At 31.5% G+C, this 23674-nt stretch carries 13 protein-coding genes, 1 tRNA gene and 1 pseudogene; 5 read left to right on the top strand and 10 right to left on the bottom strand.

What is annotated here, in order from left to right; genetic code table 11:
* Positions 1-6: 6 nt before the first annotated feature.
* The 5 genes from cysD to cysJ all read right to left on the bottom strand — a co-directional run bounded on the left by cysD (position 7) and on the right by cysJ (position 6937).
* Positions 7-915, bottom strand: coding sequence for a sulfate adenylyltransferase subunit CysD (gene cysD, locus BMSBPS_RS03165; RefSeq protein WP_022564161.1), 909 nt, complete (start codon positions 913-915; stop codon positions 7-9).
* A gap of 64 nt (positions 916-979) precedes the next feature.
* Positions 980-2347 carry a siroheme synthase CysG gene (gene cysG / locus BMSBPS_RS03160; RefSeq protein ID WP_022564160.1) on the bottom strand — a complete coding sequence of 456 codons (1368 nt, stop codon included), beginning with the start codon at positions 2345-2347 and terminating at the stop codon, positions 980-982.
* A gap of 320 nt (positions 2348-2667) precedes the next feature.
* Positions 2668-3402, bottom strand: a complete 735-nt coding sequence (locus BMSBPS_RS03155; RefSeq protein ID WP_022564159.1) for a phosphoadenylyl-sulfate reductase — start codon at positions 3400-3402, stop codon at positions 2668-2670.
* Between the two features lie 8 nt (positions 3403-3410).
* Entirely contained in the window at positions 3411-5123 is a 1713-nt protein-coding gene (gene cysI, locus BMSBPS_RS03150; protein WP_022564158.1) for an assimilatory sulfite reductase (NADPH) hemoprotein subunit, read from the bottom strand.
* A complete protein-coding gene (cysJ, locus tag BMSBPS_RS03145) occupies positions 5123-6937 on the bottom strand; it encodes an NADPH-dependent assimilatory sulfite reductase flavoprotein subunit (RefSeq protein WP_046201170.1) in 1815 nt (604 codons plus the stop codon). The genes cysI and cysJ overlap by 1 nt, the downstream gene beginning before the upstream one ends.
* Before the next feature lie 285 nt (positions 6938-7222).
* Between cysJ and queD the strand changes: the two genes are divergently transcribed.
* A complete protein-coding gene (gene queD, locus BMSBPS_RS03140) occupies positions 7223-7582 on the top strand; it encodes a 6-carboxytetrahydropterin synthase QueD (RefSeq protein ID WP_022564156.1) in 360 nt (119 codons plus the stop codon).
* Positions 7583-8019: 437 nt separating this feature from the next.
* Here queD and queE read toward each other — a convergent pair whose 3' ends face one another.
* From queE to uvrA, 5 genes and pseudogenes are all read right to left on the bottom strand, one after another.
* Positions 8020-8691 carry a 7-carboxy-7-deazaguanine synthase QueE gene (gene queE, locus BMSBPS_RS03135; protein WP_022564155.1) on the bottom strand — a complete coding sequence of 224 codons (672 nt, stop codon included), beginning with the start codon at positions 8689-8691 and terminating at the stop codon, positions 8020-8022.
* Between the two features lie 94 nt (positions 8692-8785).
* On the bottom strand, positions 8786-10090 hold the full coding sequence (eno, locus tag BMSBPS_RS03130) for a phosphopyruvate hydratase (protein ID WP_022564154.1): 1305 nt from the start codon (positions 10088-10090) through the stop codon (positions 8786-8788).
* A 95-nt stretch (positions 10091-10185) separates the two neighbouring features.
* Complete coding sequence (locus tag BMSBPS_RS03125) at positions 10186-11814, bottom strand: CTP synthase (RefSeq protein WP_022564153.1); 1629 nt, start codon at positions 11812-11814, stop codon at positions 10186-10188.
* A gap of 606 nt (positions 11815-12420) precedes the next feature.
* Positions 12421-14675: pseudogene (relA, locus tag BMSBPS_RS04395) on the bottom strand (GTP diphosphokinase).
* A 915-nt stretch (positions 14676-15590) separates the two neighbouring features.
* Positions 15591-18428: an excinuclease ABC subunit UvrA gene (gene uvrA / locus BMSBPS_RS03115; protein WP_046201169.1), complete on the bottom strand. Its 2838-nt coding sequence runs from the start codon at positions 18426-18428 to the stop codon at positions 15591-15593.
* A 267-nt stretch (positions 18429-18695) separates the two neighbouring features.
* Here uvrA and BMSBPS_RS03110 point away from each other — a divergent pair, with 267 nt between their 5' ends.
* The 4 genes from BMSBPS_RS03110 to argA all read left to right on the top strand — a co-directional run bounded on the left by BMSBPS_RS03110 (position 18696) and on the right by argA (position 23669).
* The gene (locus BMSBPS_RS03110; protein ID WP_022564150.1) at positions 18696-19211 is read left to right on the top strand and encodes a single-stranded DNA-binding protein; all 516 of its coding nucleotides are present in this window, start codon (positions 18696-18698) and stop codon (positions 19209-19211) included.
* A gap of 401 nt (positions 19212-19612) precedes the next feature.
* Positions 19613-20461: an NADPH-dependent 7-cyano-7-deazaguanine reductase QueF gene (queF, locus tag BMSBPS_RS03105; RefSeq protein WP_022564148.1), complete on the top strand. Its 849-nt coding sequence runs from the start codon at positions 19613-19615 to the stop codon at positions 20459-20461.
* Between the two features lie 1243 nt (positions 20462-21704).
* A tRNA-Met gene (locus BMSBPS_RS03100) sits at positions 21705-21781 on the top strand.
* A 556-nt stretch (positions 21782-22337) separates the two neighbouring features.
* On the top strand, positions 22338-23669 hold the full coding sequence (argA, locus tag BMSBPS_RS03095) for an amino-acid N-acetyltransferase (RefSeq protein ID WP_102029172.1): 1332 nt from the start codon (positions 22338-22340) through the stop codon (positions 23667-23669).
* Positions 23670-23674: the final 5 nt, after the last annotated feature.

Raw genomic sequence — 23674 nt, 5'->3', positions numbered from 1 at the left:
ACCACCTTAGAAATAGCCTTGACGTTTCTTTAGTTCCATTGAAGTATTTTGATCATAATCAATAACACGACCATGACGTTCGCTGTTAGCTGATACTAACATTTCCTCAATAATTTGTGGTAATGTCTCAGCTTTTGATTCTATTGCTCCAGTTAGAGGCCAACAACCAAGGGTTCGGAAACGCACTATACGTTGTTTAATTACTTCACCTAATTGTAGATTAATACGATCATCATCAATCATGATCAGCATACTATTCCGCTCTAAGACTGAACGTAATGCAGCAAAATACAAAGGAACAATTGTGATCCCTTCTAAAAAAATATATTGCCAAATATCTAATTCAGTCCAGTTAGAAAGTGGAAAAACACGAATATTTTCTCCTTTATTAATTTTACTATTGTAATTATGCCATAATTCTGGACGTTGATTTTTAGGTTCCCAACGATGAAAACGGTCACGAAATGAATATATCCGTTCTTTAGCTCGAGATTGCTCTTCATCACGACGGGCTCCACCAAAAGCTGCATCAAAGCTATATTTATTTAAAGCCTGTTTTAATGCTTCAGTTTTCATAATATCAGTGTATTTAGCACTACCATGAATAAAAGGATTAATATTCATTGCTACACCTTCTGGATTACGATACACCAATAATTCGGCTCCTATCTCTTTTACTATACGGTCACGAAATTCATACATTGCTTTAAATTTCCATCCAGTATCAATATGTAATATAGGGAACGGTAGCATACCGGGATAAAAGGCCTTACGTGCTAAATGTAACATGACCGAAGAATCTTTACCTATTGAATACATCATTACTGGATTACTAAATTCTGCTACTACTTCACGTATAATATGAATACTCTCTACCTCTAGTTGATGGAGATGAGTCAGATGGTTTTGCTTCATAATATTCCTTAAAAAAAATAATAATATTATATTATATATATCAAACTGTTAAAAATATCTTATGTTAAAACCAAGCTAACCTTTTATGTAATTTGACCACTTCACCTATGATTAAGATTGATGGTTTAGGAGCAGTTGCAACAAGTATGTCAAGTTGTTTTAACGTACCAATTAAAACCTGTTGATTTTGTCGTGTACCACAGCTGATCACTGCAACGGGTGTTATAGGATCACGTCCATATGTAATTAACGCTGTCTTTATTTCTCTCGCCTTGAGTGTCCCCATATAAATTACAATAGTTTGGTAAAATGAGGTTGTTAAAGATGGCCAGTGTATCTCTTGTCTATTTGCGCAACACTGGCCAGTAATAAACAATACGCTATGTGCAAACTCACGGTGAGTCAAAGGAATGCCAGCATAAGCTGTGACACCTATACCAGAAGTAATTCCTGGTACTACCTGAAATGGAATACCAGCAATTTGTGCAGCTTGTAATTCTTCTCCTCCCCGGCCAAAAATAAAAGGATCGCCATTTTTCAAACGCACTACTCGTTTACCTTCTTGAGCTAGTTTAACTAATAACTTATTGATTCTATTCTGAGAGATCGAATGTTCGCCAGCACGTTTACCAACACAGATGCGTTCTGCATCGCGGCGTATTAACTCTAATACTTCATCACTTACTAGATAATCGTATAGGACTACATCAGCTAACTGCATAACTTGTAATCCTCTTAATGTTAGTAATCCGCTATCACCAGGACCAGCACCTACTAACGTAATTTGGCCTTGATTTTTTCTATGTTTTGCTAGTTCATATTTTAAAGTAGAATTTGCGTCGTTAAATTTTCTATTTATTATCTGACCAGTGAATAAACCATTAAAAACATCTTCCCAAAAATGACGTCGTTCAGATATTTTACGATATGTTTTTTTAACTGTTTCTCGCCATTGACCCGCTATTTCAGCGACTTGTCCAAAATTAGCAGGTAATAGGGATTCGATTTTTTCACGTAATAATCGAGCTAAAACAGGTGCAGTTCCACTAGAAGAAATAGCTACTAAAAAAGGGGAACGATCGACAATTGAAGGAAAGATAAAATTACATTTTTTTTGGTCATCTACAACGTTTACAAATTTATATCGAGAATTAGCAGCTTCAAAAATTTGTTTATTACAATCATGATTATCAGTTGCAGCAATGACTAAAAAAACATTATCTAATTGTATTGGATCAAAATTATGCGCAATCCACTTAATAGTTTTAATATTTAGTAACGCTTGTAGTTCATTTCCTAGCTTATGTGCTACTATTTGTATAAGAGCTCCGGCACGATGTAAAAATTTAACTTTTCTTGCCGCAGTATTACCACCACCTACAACTAGTACTGAACGGTTTTTAAGATTCATAAAAAGAGGTAAGTAATCCACATCAACCATTCTCATATTAGAATAATGTACAGTAAATATACGTTTCCTCATTTTGATAGCTGAAATTATCAATAGGAATAAATAGTTACAAAATGGAATAACATTACTCTATCATCAATTTTATGTCATAATTAATATATGAAAATATGGTTTTTATTTAAAATACATATTACTTAGTAATAACTATTTTCCGATTGAATAATTAAAAACAATGAAAATTTCATATATAATTTTTATATATCTAATGCTAAATAAAAAAGTATTTAGCTATTCTCTATACTAATAGACAAAAAATCTTACTCTGTTTAAAATAAGACTGTTTAATCTTCATGTAGCCCACATTCGCGTTTCAAACCGAAGAAACGCGTTTTTTCTTCGGATATATTTGCATGCCATTTACTGCTAGTATGAATATCCCCTACGGATCGGTATCCTTGTTCCCAAAGTGGATGATATTTGAGTCCATACTGTTTAAGATACTTGTGTACTTCATAATCATTCCAATCGATAATAGGCAATATTTTGAAGACAGAACGTTGAATTGCTAAAATTGGTAAGTTTGTACGACTACTCGATTGCTCTCGGCGCAAACCGGAAAACCAAGTCTGTGCACATAAAGTTTGTAAAGCACGATTCATTGGTTCTACTTTATTTATTTGGTTGTACCGTTCAATGCCCTTAAGACCCTGTTCCCATAATTTTCCATAACGAGCCTCTTGCCACGATGGAGAAATTTCAGCGCGAAAAACATATAGATTGAGATTTAATTTTTCGGTAAGTTCATCAATAAAATGATAAGTTTCAGGAAATAGATAACCTGTATCATTTAATATTATTGGAATTTTAGGATGCTGCTGTGTAAGCATATGCAGTAAAACTGCTGCTTGAATTCCAAAACTAGAGGAAAGTACGGGCACGTCTGGTAATGTCTGCAACGCCCAACTCACACGTTCTTGGGCAGAATATTTCTCCAATTTTATATTAAATTCTGCCAATGCTTGAATACGATCGATTTTCGATAGATTATTCAATTTTGATAAATCTATTCTTGCCATACAAAATCCTAATTCCAAAAATCGCGTGCGGGATCTACAACAGCTCTGATAATACCTACACGAATCACGAAATCACCGAAATTTTCATCAATATTACGCTCATCAGCCCAACGTGCTACTAATTGATCAATATTTTTAAGAATTTCATTTTCTTTAATATTTTCAATATACATACGAGCAATACGGGTGCCAATACGATTACCACCAATATGTAAATTATAACGTCCAGGTCCTTTACCTATTAGCCCTAATTCAGCTAACATGGCACGACCACAACCGTTAGGACAACCGGTAACACGTAACACGATATATTCTTGATCCATACTATATTTATGCATAATTTCTTCAACTTTAGTTAAAAATAATGGCAAAAAGCGTTCAGCTTCAGCCATTGCAAGTGGACAAGTTGGAAATGATACACAGGCCATAGAATTTTCGCGTTGTTTTGTAATTTTTTTCAATAAGCCATATTTATTAGCTATATGTTCAATATTTATTTTTTGCTCTTCTGGCACATTAGCAATAATTAAATTTTGGTTAGCAGTTAAACGGAAATGACCTTTGTGTATCTTAGCTATTTCCGAAATACCGTGCTTTAGTGACGATGATGGATAATTTGACAAACGTCCATTTTCGATAAATAATGTTAAATGCCACTCATTATTAATACTTTTAACCCAACCTAAACGATCACTTCTTGTAGTAAAGTTATACGGTAAGATCGACTTAAATTTTAAACCAGCACGTTTCTCAACTTCTTTTTTAAAAATTTCAATACCTACATGCTCTAATGTATACTTAGTTTTAGCGTTACTCCGATCAGTACGATTACCCCAATCCCGTTGCGTAGTAACGACCGCCGTCGCAACATCAAGTATTTTATTTACAGGCAAGAAACCAAATTCACTAGCAGTACGTGCATAAGTATTTTTTTTGCCGTGTTCAATTGATAATCCACCGCCTACCAATACGTTAAAACCTATTAACTTTCCTTGTTTTGCAATAGCAATAAAGTTCAGATCGTTTGCATGTACATCAACATCGTTATAAGGCGGTATTGCTAAAGTTGTTTTAAATTTACGCGGAAGATAAGTTTCACCAAGTATGGGTTCGCTATCCGCAGTTTCTAACTTACTTTGATCTAACCAGATTTCAGAATATGCACGTGTCTGAGGTAATAGATGTTCGGAAAGCTTTTTTGCCCACTCATATACTTGCGCATGCAGTTCTGATACTAAGGGATTCGAAGTACACAATACATTTCGATTAACATCGTTAGCGGTTGCCAAGGCATCTAATCCTACTGCATTCAGCATACAGTGCGATGCTTTTACATGTTTTTTTAAAATTCCATGTAATTGAATAGTTTGACGATTGGTTAAACGTATACTATTGTAAAACGTGTGTTCATGAGAAAATGTATCAATTGCTAACCATTGTGTAGGTGTAATTACACCACCAGGCAACCGACAGCGTAACATCATTGCATGACGTGGTTCGAGTTTTTGCGCTGCACGCTCAGTGCGAATGTCACGATCGTCTTGCTGATACATACCATGAAATCGGATTAAAAAAATATTGTCTCCTCTAAAACCACCTGTTAAACCATCATCTAAATCTTGAGCAATAGTACCACGTAAATAATTACTTTGTTTTTTAAGACGCTCTGCATCTGATAGATTTTCTTGAACAACTAGCGGTCTAGGATATGTTTTGCTCATTAGTAAATATCTCTTTGATAACGGCGATCAGTACGTAATTTATTTAAAAATATATGAGCCATTTCAAACGTCATTTCGCCATGTTTAACTAATATCTCTAGCAATATATGCTCAACGTCTTTAGCCATATGTTTAGCATTACCACAAACATAGAGGTGTGCACCTTCTTTAATCCAATGCCATACTTCATCACCTTTTTCCCGAATTTTATCTTGCACATACACCTTTTCAAGCTGATCACGTGACCAAGCTAAATCAATATTAGTTAGCAGACCATCTCTTACATATTTTTGCCATTCTAGCTGATAAAGAAAGTCCTCAGTAAAGTGAGGATTGCCAAAAAATAACCAATTTTTACCTATCGCTTTATCTTTAATTCGTTGCTGCATAAAAGCACGAAAAGGAGCGATGCCAGTCCCCGAACCAATCATAATAATTGGGGTATTTAAATCAATTGGTAATCGGAAATTTTGGTTGCTTTCAATAAAAATTCGAATAACATCATTTTCTGCTATACGATCAGCTAAAAAAGTAGATGCTCCACCTCCTCGTGCACGTTCATTAATTTTATAACGAACTACACTAACAGTAATGTGTACTTCTGTTTCATTTTCCGATTGAGCTGATGAAATTGAATAAAGGCGCGGAGTTAATCGACGCAATAAAGTAAGCAACTGCTCAGATTTCAATAAAGTTGGTGCTTGACGCATCATATCAACTATTGGAACACTTTGTGCGTAACTCTTTAATTTTAATTTATTATTAATTAATTTTAACAACATATCATTAGATGATAGAATGGCATATTTTTCAATTATTTTTGGTGTATTTACAGTTAATTCAAAGTATTTTTTCAATGCATCATTTAATGATAAAGTTTCATTTCCAACATTAACTAGCTCATCGTATTGTAGTCCTAGTAATTCCATAATCTCCTGTACTAAAACTATGTCATTTTCATACCAAATACCCACTGCATCGCCAGGTTGATAACACAAGTCCGAATTACCTAGATTAATTTCAATATGTCGCACATCTCTATCAGAATAACGTCCTGTAATTTTTTGATTAATTAAAATATTAGTCGAAAATGGATTTTCTTTGTTATATACATTTCTGTATATTTTGTTTATACTATTGTCTGCTCCTCTTATACCTTTGTTAGGTGATGGATTTGATAAAATGCGCATTTTTAAAATTTCTGTTAACTGCTTGCGCCAAACGACAGCTTGTTCATGATATTCTATATCCGCATCCACCCGATCTAACAAACGTTCAGCACCTAATTCAGCAAAACGAGTATCAAAATCTTTACCAATTTGACTAAAAAATTCGTAAGAAGTATCACCAAGACCAAATACTGCAAAAGCAGTATTTTTAAAATTTGGGGCGTTATTTGACATGAGAAATTTATATAATCCTAATGCTTCATCAGGTGGTTCACCTTCTCCGTGAGTAGAAGTTATCACTACTAAAAATGTTTCCTTATTAATTTGCTTAAAATTATAATCGCTGGCATTAGATAAGTTGACTGTTAATTTAGCTTCTCGAAGATCATTATATAATAGTTGAGCTAATTGACGAGCATTGCCAGTTTGCGAGGCAGAAATTAATGTAATAGTGGTTAATGACTGTGTAAGTAACTTTGGAACACTAGCAACGATCGTAGATGTCTGTAAATTGGCCAAACCAAAAAAATATCCTGAAATCCAAGTTAGCTGGGTGGCATTAAAATCCATACTCATTTTTTTTAAATGTTCAAGTTGCTCAGGTGTAAATAAGAGCAATGAATCTAAATCTTCTTGAGTAGTCATCGCATGTCCGGTATCAGAAGTATAAAAGACGATCTAAATAAGGAATAGTCACTACGTTACTATTATATCTTCTAATGATTAAATAAAGCTTAGGGATAATAAATAACTAAAGTTACTAAGCAGTTATTTATATATCTAAAATAAATAAATAAAATTTTGACTAATAATTTAGCGTTTAAAAAAAATATTAGTTTACAATAAAGATTTTAAATATGTTATTTAACTAATAATAGAAATATAAACTTAGATCTAAAATTAGATTTGATGTTAAATTTGAGAATTACTATGACTACTACACTATTTAAAGAATTTAAATTTGAAGCGGCTCACCGTTTACCCTATGTTGCTAAAGAACATAAGTGCAGTCGTCTACACGGCCATTCTTTTAGAGTATGCTTAGAAATAACAGCAGAATTGGATATTCATGCCGGTTGGGTAATCGATTTTAGCGAATTAAAAATGGCTTTTAAACCAGTGTATAATTTGCTTGATCATCATTATCTAAACGATATTCCTGGCCTAGAAAATCCTACTAGTGAAGTATTAGCTGAATGGATTTGGAAAAGAATCAAACCAACATTACCATCATTAAGTACTGTAATAATTAAAGAAACATGTACAACCGGGTGCATTTATCGTGGTTAACTATTGCGTTCATTATACTTGCCCTGATCGTTTTTAACTAATATTTCGTATTTATTATAATTAGGTATGTATATAAATTCCATTTAATTCACTATTAATTAAAATTATAGCAGTCTGAAGTCTAAAACATGTAATCCTTTTATAACTGCTCAATCATTATTAAATATAATATTAAGTAGGCTGCTAGATAATTTTTACACCTATTATTTATTTGATCTACTTAAGATAAAGAATGATCTTACTATACTGTTGATCATTGCGATATTTACAATAGTAGATAGCTTATCTAATACAATATATTATGATGAGAAATCACTATTCTACTTATGTGGATAATAGTAACTTTTAAGATAAGTAATCTTATAAAAAACACATTAATATCATTAATAATAAAAAAAACACCTACATTATATAAACATTGTTCAATTAATTTTCAATTAACTGATATTAATATACTTATGCATTTGAATTGAAAACAGCCAGTTACGATCAATGCAAGTTTTAATACATAGTTTAGTTGCTGTTTCATCCAGACTGATCGGCTGTAATGCTATAATACGTTTCTTACTATCTCCTAATCTTAATAATAACTTTTTTAATACTTCAAGATCTTGAGCATTTAATACTGGATATTTGATTTCATCTGCACGCTGTAAGGTTTGATCTAATACTGGATACCCGTTATGCATATTTACTTTAGGCGAAACTGTTACCCATGTATTATGTGAACATTTTAATTTATGTGTTCCACTAGTTTCAATCTGACAATGAAAGCCTAATCCTTCTAAAGCATGAGTTAAAGGATATAAATCGTAGATAGCTGGTTCACCACCTGTAATAACTACATGACGTGCCGTCCAACCTTTCTTCTGAATTGTATCAATCAATGTAACTAAATCAGCATTACTCCAAGTATCGTTTTTAACTTTTTTTAATAAAATAGCATTTAATGAATTATTTCGATTAATCAATTTTTTCCAAGTATATTTTGTATCACACCAGGTACAACATATTGGGCATCCTTGTAAACGAATAAATAATGACGGAACACCAGTGTAAAAACCCTCTCCTTGTAAAGTCTGGAATATTTCGTTAATAGGATAGAACATATTGACTCACAAAAAATGAAATAAAATATAAAGTTATCATTCTAATTAATAATAGATGTTTAGCAAAGCAAACGATTTCTAATCAGCTACTCAATTAAACCTGACCTTTTACTTCTTTTAAACCATAAAATGGTGCTTTATTCATTAATACTTCTTCAATACGTATCAACTGATTGTACTTAGCAACGCGATCGGATCGGCTCAAAGAACCGGTTTTTATTTGACCAGCACAGGTACCTACGGCTAAATCAGCAATGCTGAAATCTTCAGTTTCACCTGAACGATGAGAAATCACTGTAGTATAACCTGAATCTTTTGCCATTTTTATTGCAGCTAAAGTTTCAGTTAAAGAACCAATTTGATTTAATTTGATAAGTATAGAATTAGCAACACCTTTTTCAATACCTTTTTTTAGAAGTGTAGTATTAGTTACAAAGAGATCATCACCTACTAATTGAATTTTATCACCCAACACTTTGGTCTGATAACTAAAACCTATCCAATCAGATTCATGTAAACCGTCTTCAATAGAAATAATGGGATATTGTTTAGTCCAATCTTCTAAGAAGTGAGTAAACTCTTTAGAAGTAAATGCTTTTTTGCGATCTTGACCTGCTGTTAAGACATACTGACCATTTTTATATAATTCAGATGCTGCACAGTCTATTGCTAAAGTGATATCTTTACCTAATTCGTAACCTGCTACTTTAACAGCTTGAATAATTACTAACAATGCTTCGACGTTTGAGCTTAAATTAGGCGCATAGCCGCCTTCATCACCGACTGCAGTATTCATTCCTTTTTCTTTTAATATGTTACCAAGATGATGGAAAATTTCAGTTCCCATACGAATAGCCTCTTTGAGATTTTTTGCTCCAACTGGCTGAATCATAAATTCCTGAAAGTCTATATTGTTATTAGCATGTACACCACCATTGATAATGTTCATCATAGGTAAAGGCATAGAATATTGCCCCGGGGTATTATTTAATTCAGCAATATGAGCATAAAGTGCTAACTTCTTAGAAGCCGCAGCAGCTTTAGCGCATGCTAAAGAAACAGCTAAAATGGCATTTGCACCTAAATTAGATTTATTGTTAGTACCATCTGCATCAATCATAAGTTGATCAATATTAGCTTGTTCTTTACTATCCTTACCCTTTATTGTGTTAGCTATTATATTATTTATAGCAGAAACCGCTTTAGTTACCCCTTTACCTAAAAAACGAGAATTATCACCATCACGTAATTCTACTGCTTCTTTAGAACCAGTAGACGAACCAGAAGGAACAGAAGCCAAACCAATGAAACCACCTTTTAGATGCACTTCTGCTTCTACTGTGGGATTCCCACGGGAGTCAATGATCTCTCGACCAATGGTTTTTACAATCTTTGACATTTTATTTTCCTTAAACAAGTTTTGACCTTAAGCTAAAAGTGAGTATGAATTTACATTTATATGTATGAAATAATAATGTATAATATTTGCTATTCTTAATTTTTTTGATATATAAATGCAGCTTTAATAAAACTCGTGAATAATGGATGGCCATCTCGCGGAGTGGAAGTAAATTCTGGATGAAACTGACAACCTACAAACCATGGATGGATTGGAATTTCTATAATTTCAACTAGTTGTTTATCTATCGAATATCCTGAAATATGTAAACCTGCTTTTTTAATTTCATTTAAAAGACAATTGTTTACTTCATAGCGGTGCCGGTGTCGTTCTGTAATAACGTCACAGCCATACAGCTGATGAACTTTACTGTTGGCAATTAATTGACATTTATAGCCCCCTAGACGCATTGTACCGCCTAGATTACTATCTTCACTACGTTGTTTTATTTTACCGTTTTGATCACGCCATTCAGTAATTAATGCAACTATCGGATATCTACAGTCTGGTGCAAATTCTGTTGAGTTAGCATCTTCCATTTGAGCAACATTTCGCGCAAATTCTATTAATGCTACTTGCATACCCAAACAAATACCAAAGTAAGGTATATTATTTTCTCGAGCATATCGTACAGCTATTATTTTCCCTTTTATACCTCTATAGCCAAAACCTCCTGGGATTAAAATAGCATGTAAACTATTTAATAATTTAGCGCCGTGTGTTTCAACATCTTGCGAATCAAGTAACTCAATATTAACATTTACACGATTTTTAAGACCTCCATGTTTAAGTGCTTCAATGACTGATTTATAAGCATCTGGTGACTCAACGTATTTTCCTACTATCCCAATATTGACTTCGCCAATAGGGTTAGCTTCCTCATAAATCACTTGTTCCCATTCTGATAAATCCGCTTCTGATACGTTTAGCTTAAAATGCTTACTAATATAATCATCCAAACCTTGTGAGTTTAATAGACCTGGAATTTTATAAATAGAATCTACATCTTTTAAAGAAATCACTGCTTTTTCATGTACATTGCAGAATAAGGCGATTTTTTTACGTTCAATTAATGGTACTGTATGATCAGAACGACATATCAATGCATCGGGCTGAATCCCTATTGACAATAGTTGTTTTACTGAATGCTGGGTCGGCTTGGTTTTCAATTCACCTGCAGCATTAATATATGGCACTAATGTGAGATGGATATACATTATATGATCACGGCCAACATCAGCAACCATTTGACGAATTGCTTCAAGAAATGGTAGTGATTCAATATCTCCTACAGTACCACCAATTTCTACTATAACAATATCATAACTAATACCAACTTCCATAATTCTTTCTTTGATAGTATTAGTAATATGCGGTATAACCTGAATTGTGGCTCCTAGGTACTCACCGCGTCGTTCTTTACATAATACCTCTGAATAAATTTTGCCAGTAGTAAAGTTATTACGACACGACATTTTAGTTCGGATAAAACGTTCATAATGACCTAAATCTAAATCAGTCTCAGCACCATCATCAGTAACAAAAACTTCACCATGTTGCCTAGGACTGATAGTACCAGGATCAAAGTTAATATAAGGATCTAATTTCATTATTGTTACATTTAATTTACATGCCTCAAGAATTGCTGCAAGTGACGCTGCAGTAATTCCTTTCCCAAGCGAGGATACAACTCCTCCTGTTATAAAAATATAGTTCGTTGTCATTCTAGATCATCTGGTAAATTAATCCAAAAAAAGTAGAAGGAATACTGTAAAGTGAATAGAAAAACTTATTATATTTGTATATAATGTTATATTATTTACTGTTAGGTTATCTATTCTTCGGCACAGTGATCACATTGCTGGTTGCATTCCTTCAAATGCATTATCATTATGATTATAACCAATTTGATTTTTAAAAGGTAAAACTTTTACTGATTTCTATTGAATAAATTTTTGCGTATCGTATTTTCAAGAAAAATTCCTCGGTTTCTATATAATTAGATTACTGCTTTTTACCCTATAAAATTTACAGTACTGTAATTTAAAAGTAAAAAATTACATAAATATTTTAATTTATTTAAATAATTTTAATTAATTAAAAATTAAAGCTCTTAAATATTATTTAGCTATTATTTATTGTCAAATTTATAAAATAATTGAGCATTTCAAAGAAATTAATTCGATACCATATTAAAATAAAACTTATTTTTCATAACATTCCTAAAGATTATACTGAGTAGTTTCTTTAAAAAAACTTGAGCTTACGAATGCAAGAAGACGACTTCTAAATAATAAACATAATTAGAAAAGTTCTGTCAATATCTTTAGTTAATGTAAATAATGTATTCTAATAATATCTAGAATTTGGTTAATAGAGAGTTAATATACGCTTAGCGCTTTGCTGATAATGTATCTCTATATCGATATTAAAATTTCCTAATTGCTTCTTAGTATTGTTATGACTAAAAATGTACATTAAATTTACTTATTTATTGGCTAACATCCTACTACTATCACTTAGTAGACCAGTGCTAACACTAACAGTTATAAGTAATTATCAGTGATAAAAATGCTAGAGTATCTATACTTAACTGTACAATGCTGTATTGGCAATATACTCAGCTCTTTTTTTTAATTAATCGAATCAATTTGTTACAATTAATATAATAAATAGAAATACAGTTTTTTCGGGTAATAAAACCTGCTATATCATCGTTAAGTGTCAGTTGGCAGTAAGGTGCAATATGATTTAAAAAATTATTAGATCCCTGTACTATAATGTAATTATTGTTCTTAGATAACATCGATAAAAAGCATGATCTCTGCATTACTTGACGCAATGTTTTTTCGTTTTCATTTTTTTTAATAATGTTTGAATAATCAAACTGTAATTGTAAACAATGTACCATTCGATGCAAACGCAAGTCAAGATAGTAGATGATACCTAGCAACTCATTGTCTGCATAATGATTATAAAAAAAAACTAAAAGTTTCTTTACTTCACGTGAGTAAATATTTTCTCTATGTGATTGATTATAAATGATATTAAAACCGAGAGTAACATTTTTTCCACGGTTTTGCTTACGAAACCATGTTCGAATTTTTAAGTGATTTTTATAATTAATTAAATATGTTAAGCTAGCATTACACACATCGTACGTGGAATGTATTTTTTTCTGAGAAATAATTTTAATGTAATTTGTCATTTTAAGCTGATCAGAAAAAGCAATTATACTACTGTTAATTTTACTGACAATGCCACGATTCTTAATATCGCCGCTATCAATGCAATACGTAATATCAATTATATTTGAGAGGGTTGCCAATTCTTTTGTATTGCCTTTTGGCATCATAAAATAAATACGATTTTTCAATATTTGATAATCCGTCTGATCCGATATTTTGTTAGAGGTTGATATTTCCTGTTGACAAGTAATTAATTTACGTAACCAAGCAATATGCCCTTCAGGTTCTCTGATATTGCGTATATTACTCAACTGTAAATTTTCTTTATATTTCCAGTGTGCAGCAAAACCCATTTCAGCATTTTCATGCATCTTTCGTGTACGAAGTTGGATCTCTAACGTTTTATTTTCTGGTCCTAATATTACAGTATGAATGGATTGATAACCATTTGGCTTTGGGTTAGTAACATAGTCATCAAACTCACTCGGTAAATGAGGATATAATGCATGCACGGTACCAAGTGCACCATAACAGTCTTTCAGACATTCAGCTACAATACGAACTGCACGTACATCAAATAATTCATCGAAAGTCAATGATTTCTTTTGCATTTTACGCCATATGCTGTAAATATGTTTAGCACGACCATATATTTCTGCACATACACCCTCTTTACGCATCTCTATTTTTAAAGTATCAACAAATCTTTTGATATATTTGTCACGATCAATGCGGCGCTCGTGAAGTAGTTTGGCAATATACTTATATTCATCAGGATGAAGATAACGAAAAGAATAATCTTCCAACTCCCATTTGAGTTGATCAATGCCAAGACGGTTAGCAAGAGGAGCATAAATATTCTTGCTTTCTTTAGCAGCTAATAGACGTTCTTTTTCTGATGCATTTCTCATTTCACGTAAGTGCACAATACGTTCAGCTAATTTAATAACTACACAACGTAAATCCTGCACCATTGCCAATAAAATACGTTGAATATGATCTATTTGCTCAGGTACTATAAAGTCATAACGAATGGTTTTTAGCTTACTGACTGCCTCCATATTACGTACACCATGTACTAATAATACAATATTTTTACCAAAAATCTTTTCTAGCTCTTTTTCTCTTATTATTTGTGCATCAGCTAATGGGAATAATAATCCTACACATAGACTATCAATATCCAGACCAACTATGTTAAGAATTTCTACTATTTCAATACCGCGTAATAACAATAAACATTTTTCAGAATGATTAAATGTTTTAGTTTTGCAGTAACGCCATACGTGAGCTAACCGTTGGCAAAATTCTAGATTATTAATCTTTAAGCTAGCAATCCAGTGGTCGAAAGCAAAAGCCTCGGCCTGTTTTAGATGCGCACCTCTAATTGCAACCATACCCTCTCCCGTCGGTACGATGTGTACATCACCTATATATTTATATATAATAACGACTTAGGATGGGTTAGATGTTAAGAATATATCTAGCATGACTACAATTAGTTCTACTAGAAAATAAGCTCTCTATATCAACCCTTATTGATAGTATTTTAGTTATTATAACTCACTACTCTTAGGTTGTCAGGGATCTATAGATTCATGCATTATAAAGAAATTTTAGTTTTAAAATAAAAAATAGGCAGTAGTTTTAATTAATTCAATATTTACAATTCTCTTGAGTGGAAATTTTTTTATTCTAAATTCTAGAAAGACAAGAAAATATTTTTAAAATTATTCTAATCTAAATTCAAGTCATTTTATTGTTAATCTTTCATTAAATTGCATATAATCAATTATTAGATGACAGTATTGAATTAATCATTTGATTTATATGATAGTATTTATAAAAAATTAAAATTTAGATACCTACTTTTTTTATTGAAGCAACTATTTAGTTGAATATATAATATTAATTATTTTAATTTAAGAACATATCTGCATTTTTGATCAAATATTTATGCATGAGTGCAATATATAATTTAAATAAAAGCATAAATATAAATTTCGTGATTAAATTAGTTATTTTGTTATGAATGATAAATTAAACTTTTTTATGATCTTTATTAACTGTGCATATTTTTAGATAAAATACTCTACTATAGACTAAAAAACTTATTTTTTAGCATTATCTATTAAAGTTATTATTTATGAACCTATAAAGTCATTCGAGTTAGTGAATATTTTATATTTTTTGTGATGTTATAATAACTATACACATGCATTATATGTTTTAAATTTTTTACCTAATCTGATTAGGATATATTTTCAATATATATTAGCTAAATAAAATTTATTCGTTATTATAAATGATAGTCAAAAATTTTTTAAAATAGATTTAAGAAACCTCGCAGTATGCGATTTCTTACATTTAGCTACAATCTCTGGTGTTCCTTGTACTAATATTTCTCCGCCTTTTTGTCCACCTTCTGGACCTAAATCAATAATCCAATCAGCAGTTTTTATGACATCGAGATGATGTTCAATAACAATAATTGTATTACCTTTGGTACGTAATTGGCATAATACTTCTAGTAATTTTTGAATATCAGCAAAGTGTAGACCTGTAGTTGGTTCATCGAAAATATACAGTGTTTTACCAGTACTACACTTCGACAGTTCTCGTGCTAATTTTACACGTTGCGCTTCTCCTCCAGAAAGTGTAGTAGCAGACTGACCTAAACAAATATAGGATAAACCAACATTTATCATGGTTTTTAATTTACGCGATAATATAGGTATAGCATCAAAAAAATAAAAAGCATCTTCAATAGTCATCTCTAATACTTCATAAATATTTTTACCTTTATATTGAATTTGTAGAGTTTCACGATTATAGCGTTTTCCTCCACATTCGTCACATGATACATAAATATTGGGTAGAAAATGCATCTCAACTTTAATAACACCGTCACCACGACAAGCTTCACAACGTCCACCACGAATATTAAAGCTAAAACGACTCGCCTTATAACCTCGCAAACGAGATTCTGACACATTAGCAAATAATTCACGAATCGGCATAAAAATACCAGTATAAGTTGCTGGATTAGAACGGGATGTACGACCAATAGCACTTTGATCGATATCTATTACCTTATCAAAATGCTCTAATCCAGTAATCTTACGGTACGGTTTAGGAGATTGAGCTATAGTCATACCGCTTAATTTTGACTTTACTACGGGCAATAACGTGTCATTAATAAGGGTTGATTTACCAGACCCAGATACACCAGTGATGCAAGTAAACAGTCCTACTGGTATCACTAATGTAATATTTTTAAGATTATTTCCAGATGCTCCAGTAAGTATAAGCATTTTTGATACATTAGGTTGCACACGATTTTTCGGTACAATAATTTTACGTTTTCCACTTAAATATTGCCCAGTAAGCGATTTTGCTTGATTTTTAATAACTTCTATATTACCTTCTGCCACTACATAACCGCCATGTCTACCGGCAGCTGGACCAATATCGATAATATGATCAGCTGCACGAATTGCATCTTCATCGTGTTCGACTACAATTACCGTATTGCCAAGATCACGTAAGTAAATTAACGTATTTAACAAACGGTTATTGTCGCGTTGATGAAGACCAATAGAAGGCTCATCTAGAATATACATTACACCTACTAAGCCCGAACCAATTTGGCTTGCTAAACGAATACGCTGTGCTTCTCCTCCTGATAACGTTTCTGCGCGACGAGACATTGATAAATATTCAAGACCTACATTTACTAGAAATCTTAAACGATAGTTAATCTCTTTTATTATGCTTTCAGCAATGATGGCACGTTGTCCGCTTAACGGTAAGTTATAAAAGAAATTTATGACATTCGCAACGCTCATTTCTAAGATAGTAGGCAAATTAATATTTTCTATGAAAACGTGACGTGCTTCTAAACGTAAACGAGTTCCTGAACAACTTGTGCAATGACGGCTATTAATAAATTTTGCTAGTTCTTCCCGTACTATATGAGATTCTGTTTTTTTATAACGACGTTCTATATTGTTAAGTACACCTTCAAAAGGATGATATTGTATACAACTATCACCGCGATCATTTATATATTTGAATGGAATATTGTCTTTACCTGAACCATATAAAATTATGGTACGTATTTTTTCATTCAAACTACTATATGGTGTTTCAATATCAAAATTTAGGTATTCCGATAATGAGAGCAATATTTGGAAATAATATAAATTTTGGGGACCCCAACCTTGCACTGCTCCATCTGCCAATGATAATTGTGGATTTAATACGACACGTTTAGGATCAAAATACTGCTGTACACCAAGCCCTTCACATACAGAACACGCGCCTAATGGATTATTAAAGGAGAACATTCGTGGTTCTAGTGCGCACATACTATAACCACATAGTGGACAAGAAAAAGTAGAAGAAAAAAATAGCTCTTTTTGATTAACATCATCCATGTCAGCTACTATGGCAATTCCGCGACTTAATTGTAATGTTGTTTCAAAAGATTCAGCTAACCGTATACTGATGTTTTTACGCACATAAAACCGGTCTACAACTACTTCTAATATATGTTTTTTTCTGTGTTTTAATGCAGCAGGAGCATCTGACAGATCATATAATTTACCGTCTATACGTATACGTATGTAACCCTGAATAGCTAAATATTCTAAAATATTGATGTGTTCTGCGTTTCGTGCTGTAGCTATAGGAGCTAACAGCATTAAACGACGTCCTGCCTTCTGTGTTAATACTTGATCAACCATTTGACTAACAGTTTGGGCTACAAGTACGATATTATGCTCTGGACAACGAACTTCGCCAATGCGAGAAAATAACAAGCGCAAATGATCATAGATTTCAGTAATCGTACCAACAGTTGAACGCGGATTATGGGAATTGAATTTCTGTTCAATAGCAATAGCAGGCGATAAACCTTGAATATGGTCGACATCCGGTTTATCCATTGAACAAAAAAATTGACGCGCGTATACTGAAAGTGATTCAATATAGCGACGTTGGCCTTCTGCATATAATGTATCAAATACCAAAGAAGATTTACCAGAACCTGATAGACCAGTTACCATAACGAGTTTGTTACGAGGAATGCTTAAACTAATATTTTTTAAATTGTGGGTACGTGCACCACGGACCTCAATCTTATCCATTCACTTTTCCGAATTAAACTTCATTAAAAGTATTTTTGATTGATACAAAAACATAAACATAGCTGATTCAAGTTTATCATAAATTGATATAAATATCTATAATAGTATTTTATATTTGCTATTTTGTACCAAAAAAATTATATTTAGATCATTTTTTTTAAAATTGACTTTAATTAAGTATGACTTAATATTATCTCACTATTTTAAATTGAAAATTTTTTTAGAATTAGTAATTAATTATTCTATAATTTATAGGGGGTTAGTGATATGGCTAATCGTGGTATAAATAAAGTAATTCTTGTAGGAAATTTAGGTCAAGATCCAGAAGTACGTTATATGCCCAATGGAAGTGCGGTAGCTAATATTACCTTAGCTACATCAGAAAATTGGCGCGATAAACAAACTGGGGAAAACAGAGAAATTACAGAATGGCATCGTGTTGTACTATTTGGCAAGTTGGCAGAAATTGCTAGCGAGTATTTACGCAAAGGATCTCAAGTTTATATTGAAGGACAATTACGTACGCGTAAATGGCAGGATCAAAATGGTCAAGATCGCTATTCTACCGAAATAGTTGTCAACATAAATGGTACTATGCAAATGTTAGGTACTCGTCAGTCAAGTATTAATATTAATGGTCTAACAAAAGTAGACGATTATAATAATAAACTTGAAACATTACAGAATAAGAAGAGCAGCCAAACTACTCAGCAACATTCACAAGAAAGTGGTGTTGTACACAACGAACCCTTAATGCATTTTGACGATGATATACCCTTTTAGCTTTGTTATGTATGAAAAGATAACAATCTATGTAAATGTATTACCTTATTTAATTTATCATTAGTTTTGATCAACATTATGGTTCTACTATCATTCTTGATGAATGATTCGATTATTATATAAACGTATCGAGCTCATGCAATGAAACTAAAAAACTATCAATATTTAAAGTTTATTAAATTAAATTTAATATTTTTAAAACAATATCTTTTATTAAATAAACTTAAAAAACATAGTCTTTATTATAGAACCATACAGGTTACGCAAAAAACAATAACTATAAATCTTTTAAAATAGAAACATTCTACTAACATGCTTATTTTTACTGCATAACTCAGCATTCTGCAAAAGACAGATTGTAATTAATGAATTTTATTTAAAATAAAGTAAGGTAAGCATATATGACTTTCAAAAATCAGCATAAAATAATCAATAATCTAGTATTAGGTAAGCCTACAAGTTATCCTATTGGTTATCAGGACACATTATTACAATCTCTACCACGTAACCTCAGTCGCAACGTACTAAATATTCAAAAAAATAAATTATCATTCCATGGTGCAGATATTTGGACATTATATGAATTATCTTGGTTAAATAAGAAAGGATTGCCGCAAGTAGCAATAGGTCAAGTCATTATATCTGCTGATAGCCAAAATTTTATTGAATCTAAAAGCTTTAAACTGTACCTCAACAGTTTTAATCAAGCAATTTTTGCTGATTGGGATGAAGTACATCATATCTTACAAAAAGACATCAGTAATTGTGCTATGGGTAATGTTTGTATAAAATTATTTAAATTGAGCGACCTAAACGATCAGAAAATAGGATATTTTGAAGGCGAATTACTCGATGAACAAGATATTATAATAACTGATTACAATTTAAATATAAACTATCTTGCCTGCATGAATAGTAACGATAAAATTGTAACTGAAACTCTAATCAGTCATCTACTAAAATCTAATTGTATGATTACTAATCAACCAGATTGGGCTTCAATAATGATTCGTTATGAAGGACCGCGTATTAATCGTGAATCGTTACTATCTTATTTAGTATCTTTTCGTCAACATAACGAATTCCATGAACAATGCATTGAACGAATTTTCAGTGATCTTCTTCGATTTTGTAAACCCACAGCGCTAACTGTGTATGCTCGTTATACAAGACGGGGTGGTATTGATATCAACCCATGGCGAAGTAACGTAACTTTTTTACCGAATTACTTACGTCTAGCTCGTCAATAAATTAAGACAATATAAAATTAAAAATGAATAATTAACTAATAGAAATTCCTTAGTAGAATATATTTTCTAATATTTTTTAGCATACTTAATTACAGGTCTTCTAAACTGAGAGTATTGTTTATATTTATTCATTAAATTGCATGTACTACTTCATAGTAGTCGAGTATCCCTGTCGCTAGAATAATTAATTTATATCAATTTAAAGAAATATTCCTCATAAGCAGTACTAGAGGGATAGTATAAATTTAGTAAGCATTCTTCTAACTATTAAAAAAAAATCAAAAATTAATTATCTAGGAGAATAAGTATTTTATGTGGTATATTTTCTATGTACTTGAACAAGGCACATTTACATATATTTATTCTTTATTTTATTTAGTTTGATTAAACATTAACCAACCTATTATACATGCTGCTATTGTTACCATTATATCTAAAAAATGTTAAAACACGTGTATCGTAAAAATCAGTATCCGTGCTAACTTGTACTCTAAAATTTAATTATTGATTAAATTTTCATATTTTACCTAATATGATGCTTTAATGGGACAATCAAAAATTAAGAATCCTTTTTTACAAATTTTTGTTTCTTTTTTAGAAACATCTAATCAATTAGATATTTAAGCTTATTTTTTTTGACGAGAATAACATTATGCATGAATGCATTTAAATAATGTGGTGTAATAATAATTGGTAAGGCTTAGTATGTATGCGTTCTGTCATCTGATGGAAAATAAATTTTAACTGATTGAATCAATTTATATATCGCAATAAAAAAACAATTTTCAATTTTACGGAAAATTCTTTTTTTCAGCTTTAATGTTACTCAATTTGTAAAATTTGATCTTAAATATTTCTATTCACTCACCTTCCTTCTAACTACATATTCATGTGTTTAATAAATTTAGTGTTTTGATTTAATTTTAAAAATATAAAATATAGTGACTGTGTGTAATTACTATTTTGTAACCAATATATAATGTTGACAAATAAAATTTATTGATCTACCTACATTGCGACAAACTTTTTCTATGTAATTTCTATTTTTTTCTATATTATAAGTTACAATGTTAAGGTAAGATAAAATTTATCTATATATGTCGTATTCAAATATTGATTAAAATCAATAGATAGATATCTTTTTATTTTAAATATTCATTAATTGACATTATTTTACTTTTTTTTAGAAAAAAGAAGTTGCATCATTCAATATCAAGAGTACATTATATAGTATTAAAGACGCCGCGGGGTGGAGCAGTTTGGTAGCTCGTCGGGCTCATAACCCGAAGGTCGACGGTTCAAATCCGTCCCCCGCAACCAAATTAACATGTATAATTCTAAAATGCTTAGAAATCAGTTATGTCAATGAAATCACAATCTCATTAATTGAAAATTAATATTCAATTATCCGTAACTATGTCAAAATTTTTGTAATGTTAGTATATTCATCCTAAAAGGATTACGTTTTTCTAATGTTTTTAAATCCTTGTTTATTTTGAATAGCCTGGTTACATTAAAATCATTAAAAATTAATAACAAGACGTTATATATAACACCGATAAAGTAAGTTACTGAGTTATGCGATAACTTTAAAAATTACTACATTAATTCACTATAACTAAATTTTTATTAATGCCCAAACATCAAATATTATTATGTCAATAAATTTTAGAAATTGTTTAAATTTTTTTTAAATTATTCGTAAAAATTTTATAAATATAAATAATATACAGCATATTATATAAGCATATATATATAAATACATTTAAACAAATGGAATGTATTAAATAAATATGATTTATAAATAACAAATAACATTTTGACTCAACATTGTATAATAATATGAAAGGCTAACATAAAAGTTTTTAGAGGATCTATCGTGAAGAAACGCAGTACTGAATTAGTACAGAGTTTTCGTCATACCGTTCCCTATATTAATACCCACAGGGGTAAAACTTTTGTTATCATGTTATGTGGTGAAGCCATTGAACATGAAAATTTTTCAAATATTATTAACGATATTGGTTTACTACATAGTTTAGGTATTCGCCTGATTTTAGTATACGGCGCACGGCCACAAATCCATATTAGTGTAATACAACAACAATTAGAACCGATTTACCATAAAAAAATACGAGTCACTGATCTACGTTCGTTGGAATTGATAAAAAAGATTGCAGGACGTTTGCAACTAGATATAACAGCACGTTTATCGATGAGTTTAAATAATACTCCATTAAAAGGTGCGCATATTAATGTTGTAAGTGGAAATTTTATTATTGCTCAACCTTTAGGTGTACATGAAGGAGTAGACTATTGCCATAGTGGTCGAATTCGTCGAATTGATGAAAAGGCAATTTACCAACAATTGAATAACAATAATATCGTTTTGCTTGGACCAATAGCAGCATCAGTAACCGGTGAAAGCTTTAATTTAGTATCAGAAGAAATAGCTACACAGATAGCGATTAAACTTAAAGCCGAAAAAATGATAGGTTTTTGCGCAGAACAAGGTGTTACTAACCAAGATGGTGAAACCATTTCAGAATTATTCCCTTATGAAGCTCAAGTATATATTGATAATATAAAAAATGACAATCATTCGCTTTTGAATACTATGTATTTTCTTTCTGGTGCAGTTAAAGCATGTCGTAAAGGCGTGCGACGTAGCCACTTAATCAGTTATCAAGAAGATGGTTGCTTGCTACAAGAACTATTTTCTCGTGACGGTATTGGTACACAGATTGTTATGGAATCGGCTGAACAAATTCGCCAAGCAACTATTAATGATATAGGAGGTATTTTAGAACTCATTCGTCCTCTGGAACAACAAGGAATTTTAGTACGTCGTTCTCGTGAACAGTTAGAAATGGAAATTGATAAATTTACCGTTATTAAACATGATAATTTAACCATTGCCTGTGCAGCACTGTATCCATTTTTAGATGAGAAGATAGGAGAAATTGCTTGTGTAGCTGTGCATCCAGAATATCGTAGCTCATCTCGCGGAGAACTTTTATTAAATCGATTAACTTTACAAGCACGTCAAATCGGATTACGAAAAATTTTTGTACTAACTACATACAGTATTCATTGGTTTCAAGAACGGGGTTTTGCGCCAGTCAGTATTGAATCACTACCTGAAAGCAAGAAAAAAATGTATAACTATCAACGTGGTTCAAAAGTTTTGATGGTAGAAGTATATTAATATTA

This window comes from Candidatus Pantoea carbekii (assembly GCF_000971765.1).
Lineage (GTDB): Bacteria > Pseudomonadota > Gammaproteobacteria > Enterobacterales > Enterobacteriaceae > Pantoea_A > Pantoea_A carbekii.
The sequence above is the reverse complement of the archived record's forward strand: the minus strand, read 5'-3'. Positions and strand labels throughout refer to the sequence as shown.

Coding starts and splice junctions, on each gene's coding strand:
- cysD (WP_022564161.1), bottom strand. CDS start 915: ATGAAGCAAAACCATCTGACTCATCTCCATCAACTAGAGGTAGAGAGT.
- BMSBPS_RS03155 (WP_022564159.1), bottom strand. CDS start 3,402: ATGGCAAGAATAGATTTATCAAAATTGAATAATCTATCGAAAATCGAT.
- cysI (WP_022564158.1), bottom strand. CDS start 5,123: ATGAGCAAAACATATCCTAGACCGCTAGTTGTTCAAGAAAATCTATCA.
- cysJ (WP_046201170.1), bottom strand. CDS start 6,937: ATGACTACTCAAGAAGATTTAGATTCATTGCTCTTATTTACACCTGAG.
- queD (WP_022564156.1), top strand. CDS start 7,223: ATGACTACTACACTATTTAAAGAATTTAAATTTGAAGCGGCTCACCGT.
- queE (WP_022564155.1), bottom strand. CDS start 8,691: ATGTTCTATCCTATTAACGAAATATTCCAGACTTTACAAGGAGAGGGT.
- eno (WP_022564154.1), bottom strand. CDS start 10,090: ATGTCAAAGATTGTAAAAACCATTGGTCGAGAGATCATTGACTCCCGT.
- BMSBPS_RS03125 (WP_022564153.1), bottom strand. CDS start 11,814: ATGACAACGAACTATATTTTTATAACAGGAGGAGTTGTATCCTCGCTT.
- uvrA (WP_046201169.1), bottom strand. CDS start 18,428: ATGGATAAGATTGAGGTCCGTGGTGCACGTACCCACAATTTAAAAAAT.
- BMSBPS_RS03110 (WP_022564150.1), top strand. CDS start 18,696: ATGGCTAATCGTGGTATAAATAAAGTAATTCTTGTAGGAAATTTAGGT.
- queF (WP_022564148.1), top strand. CDS start 19,613: ATGACTTTCAAAAATCAGCATAAAATAATCAATAATCTAGTATTAGGT.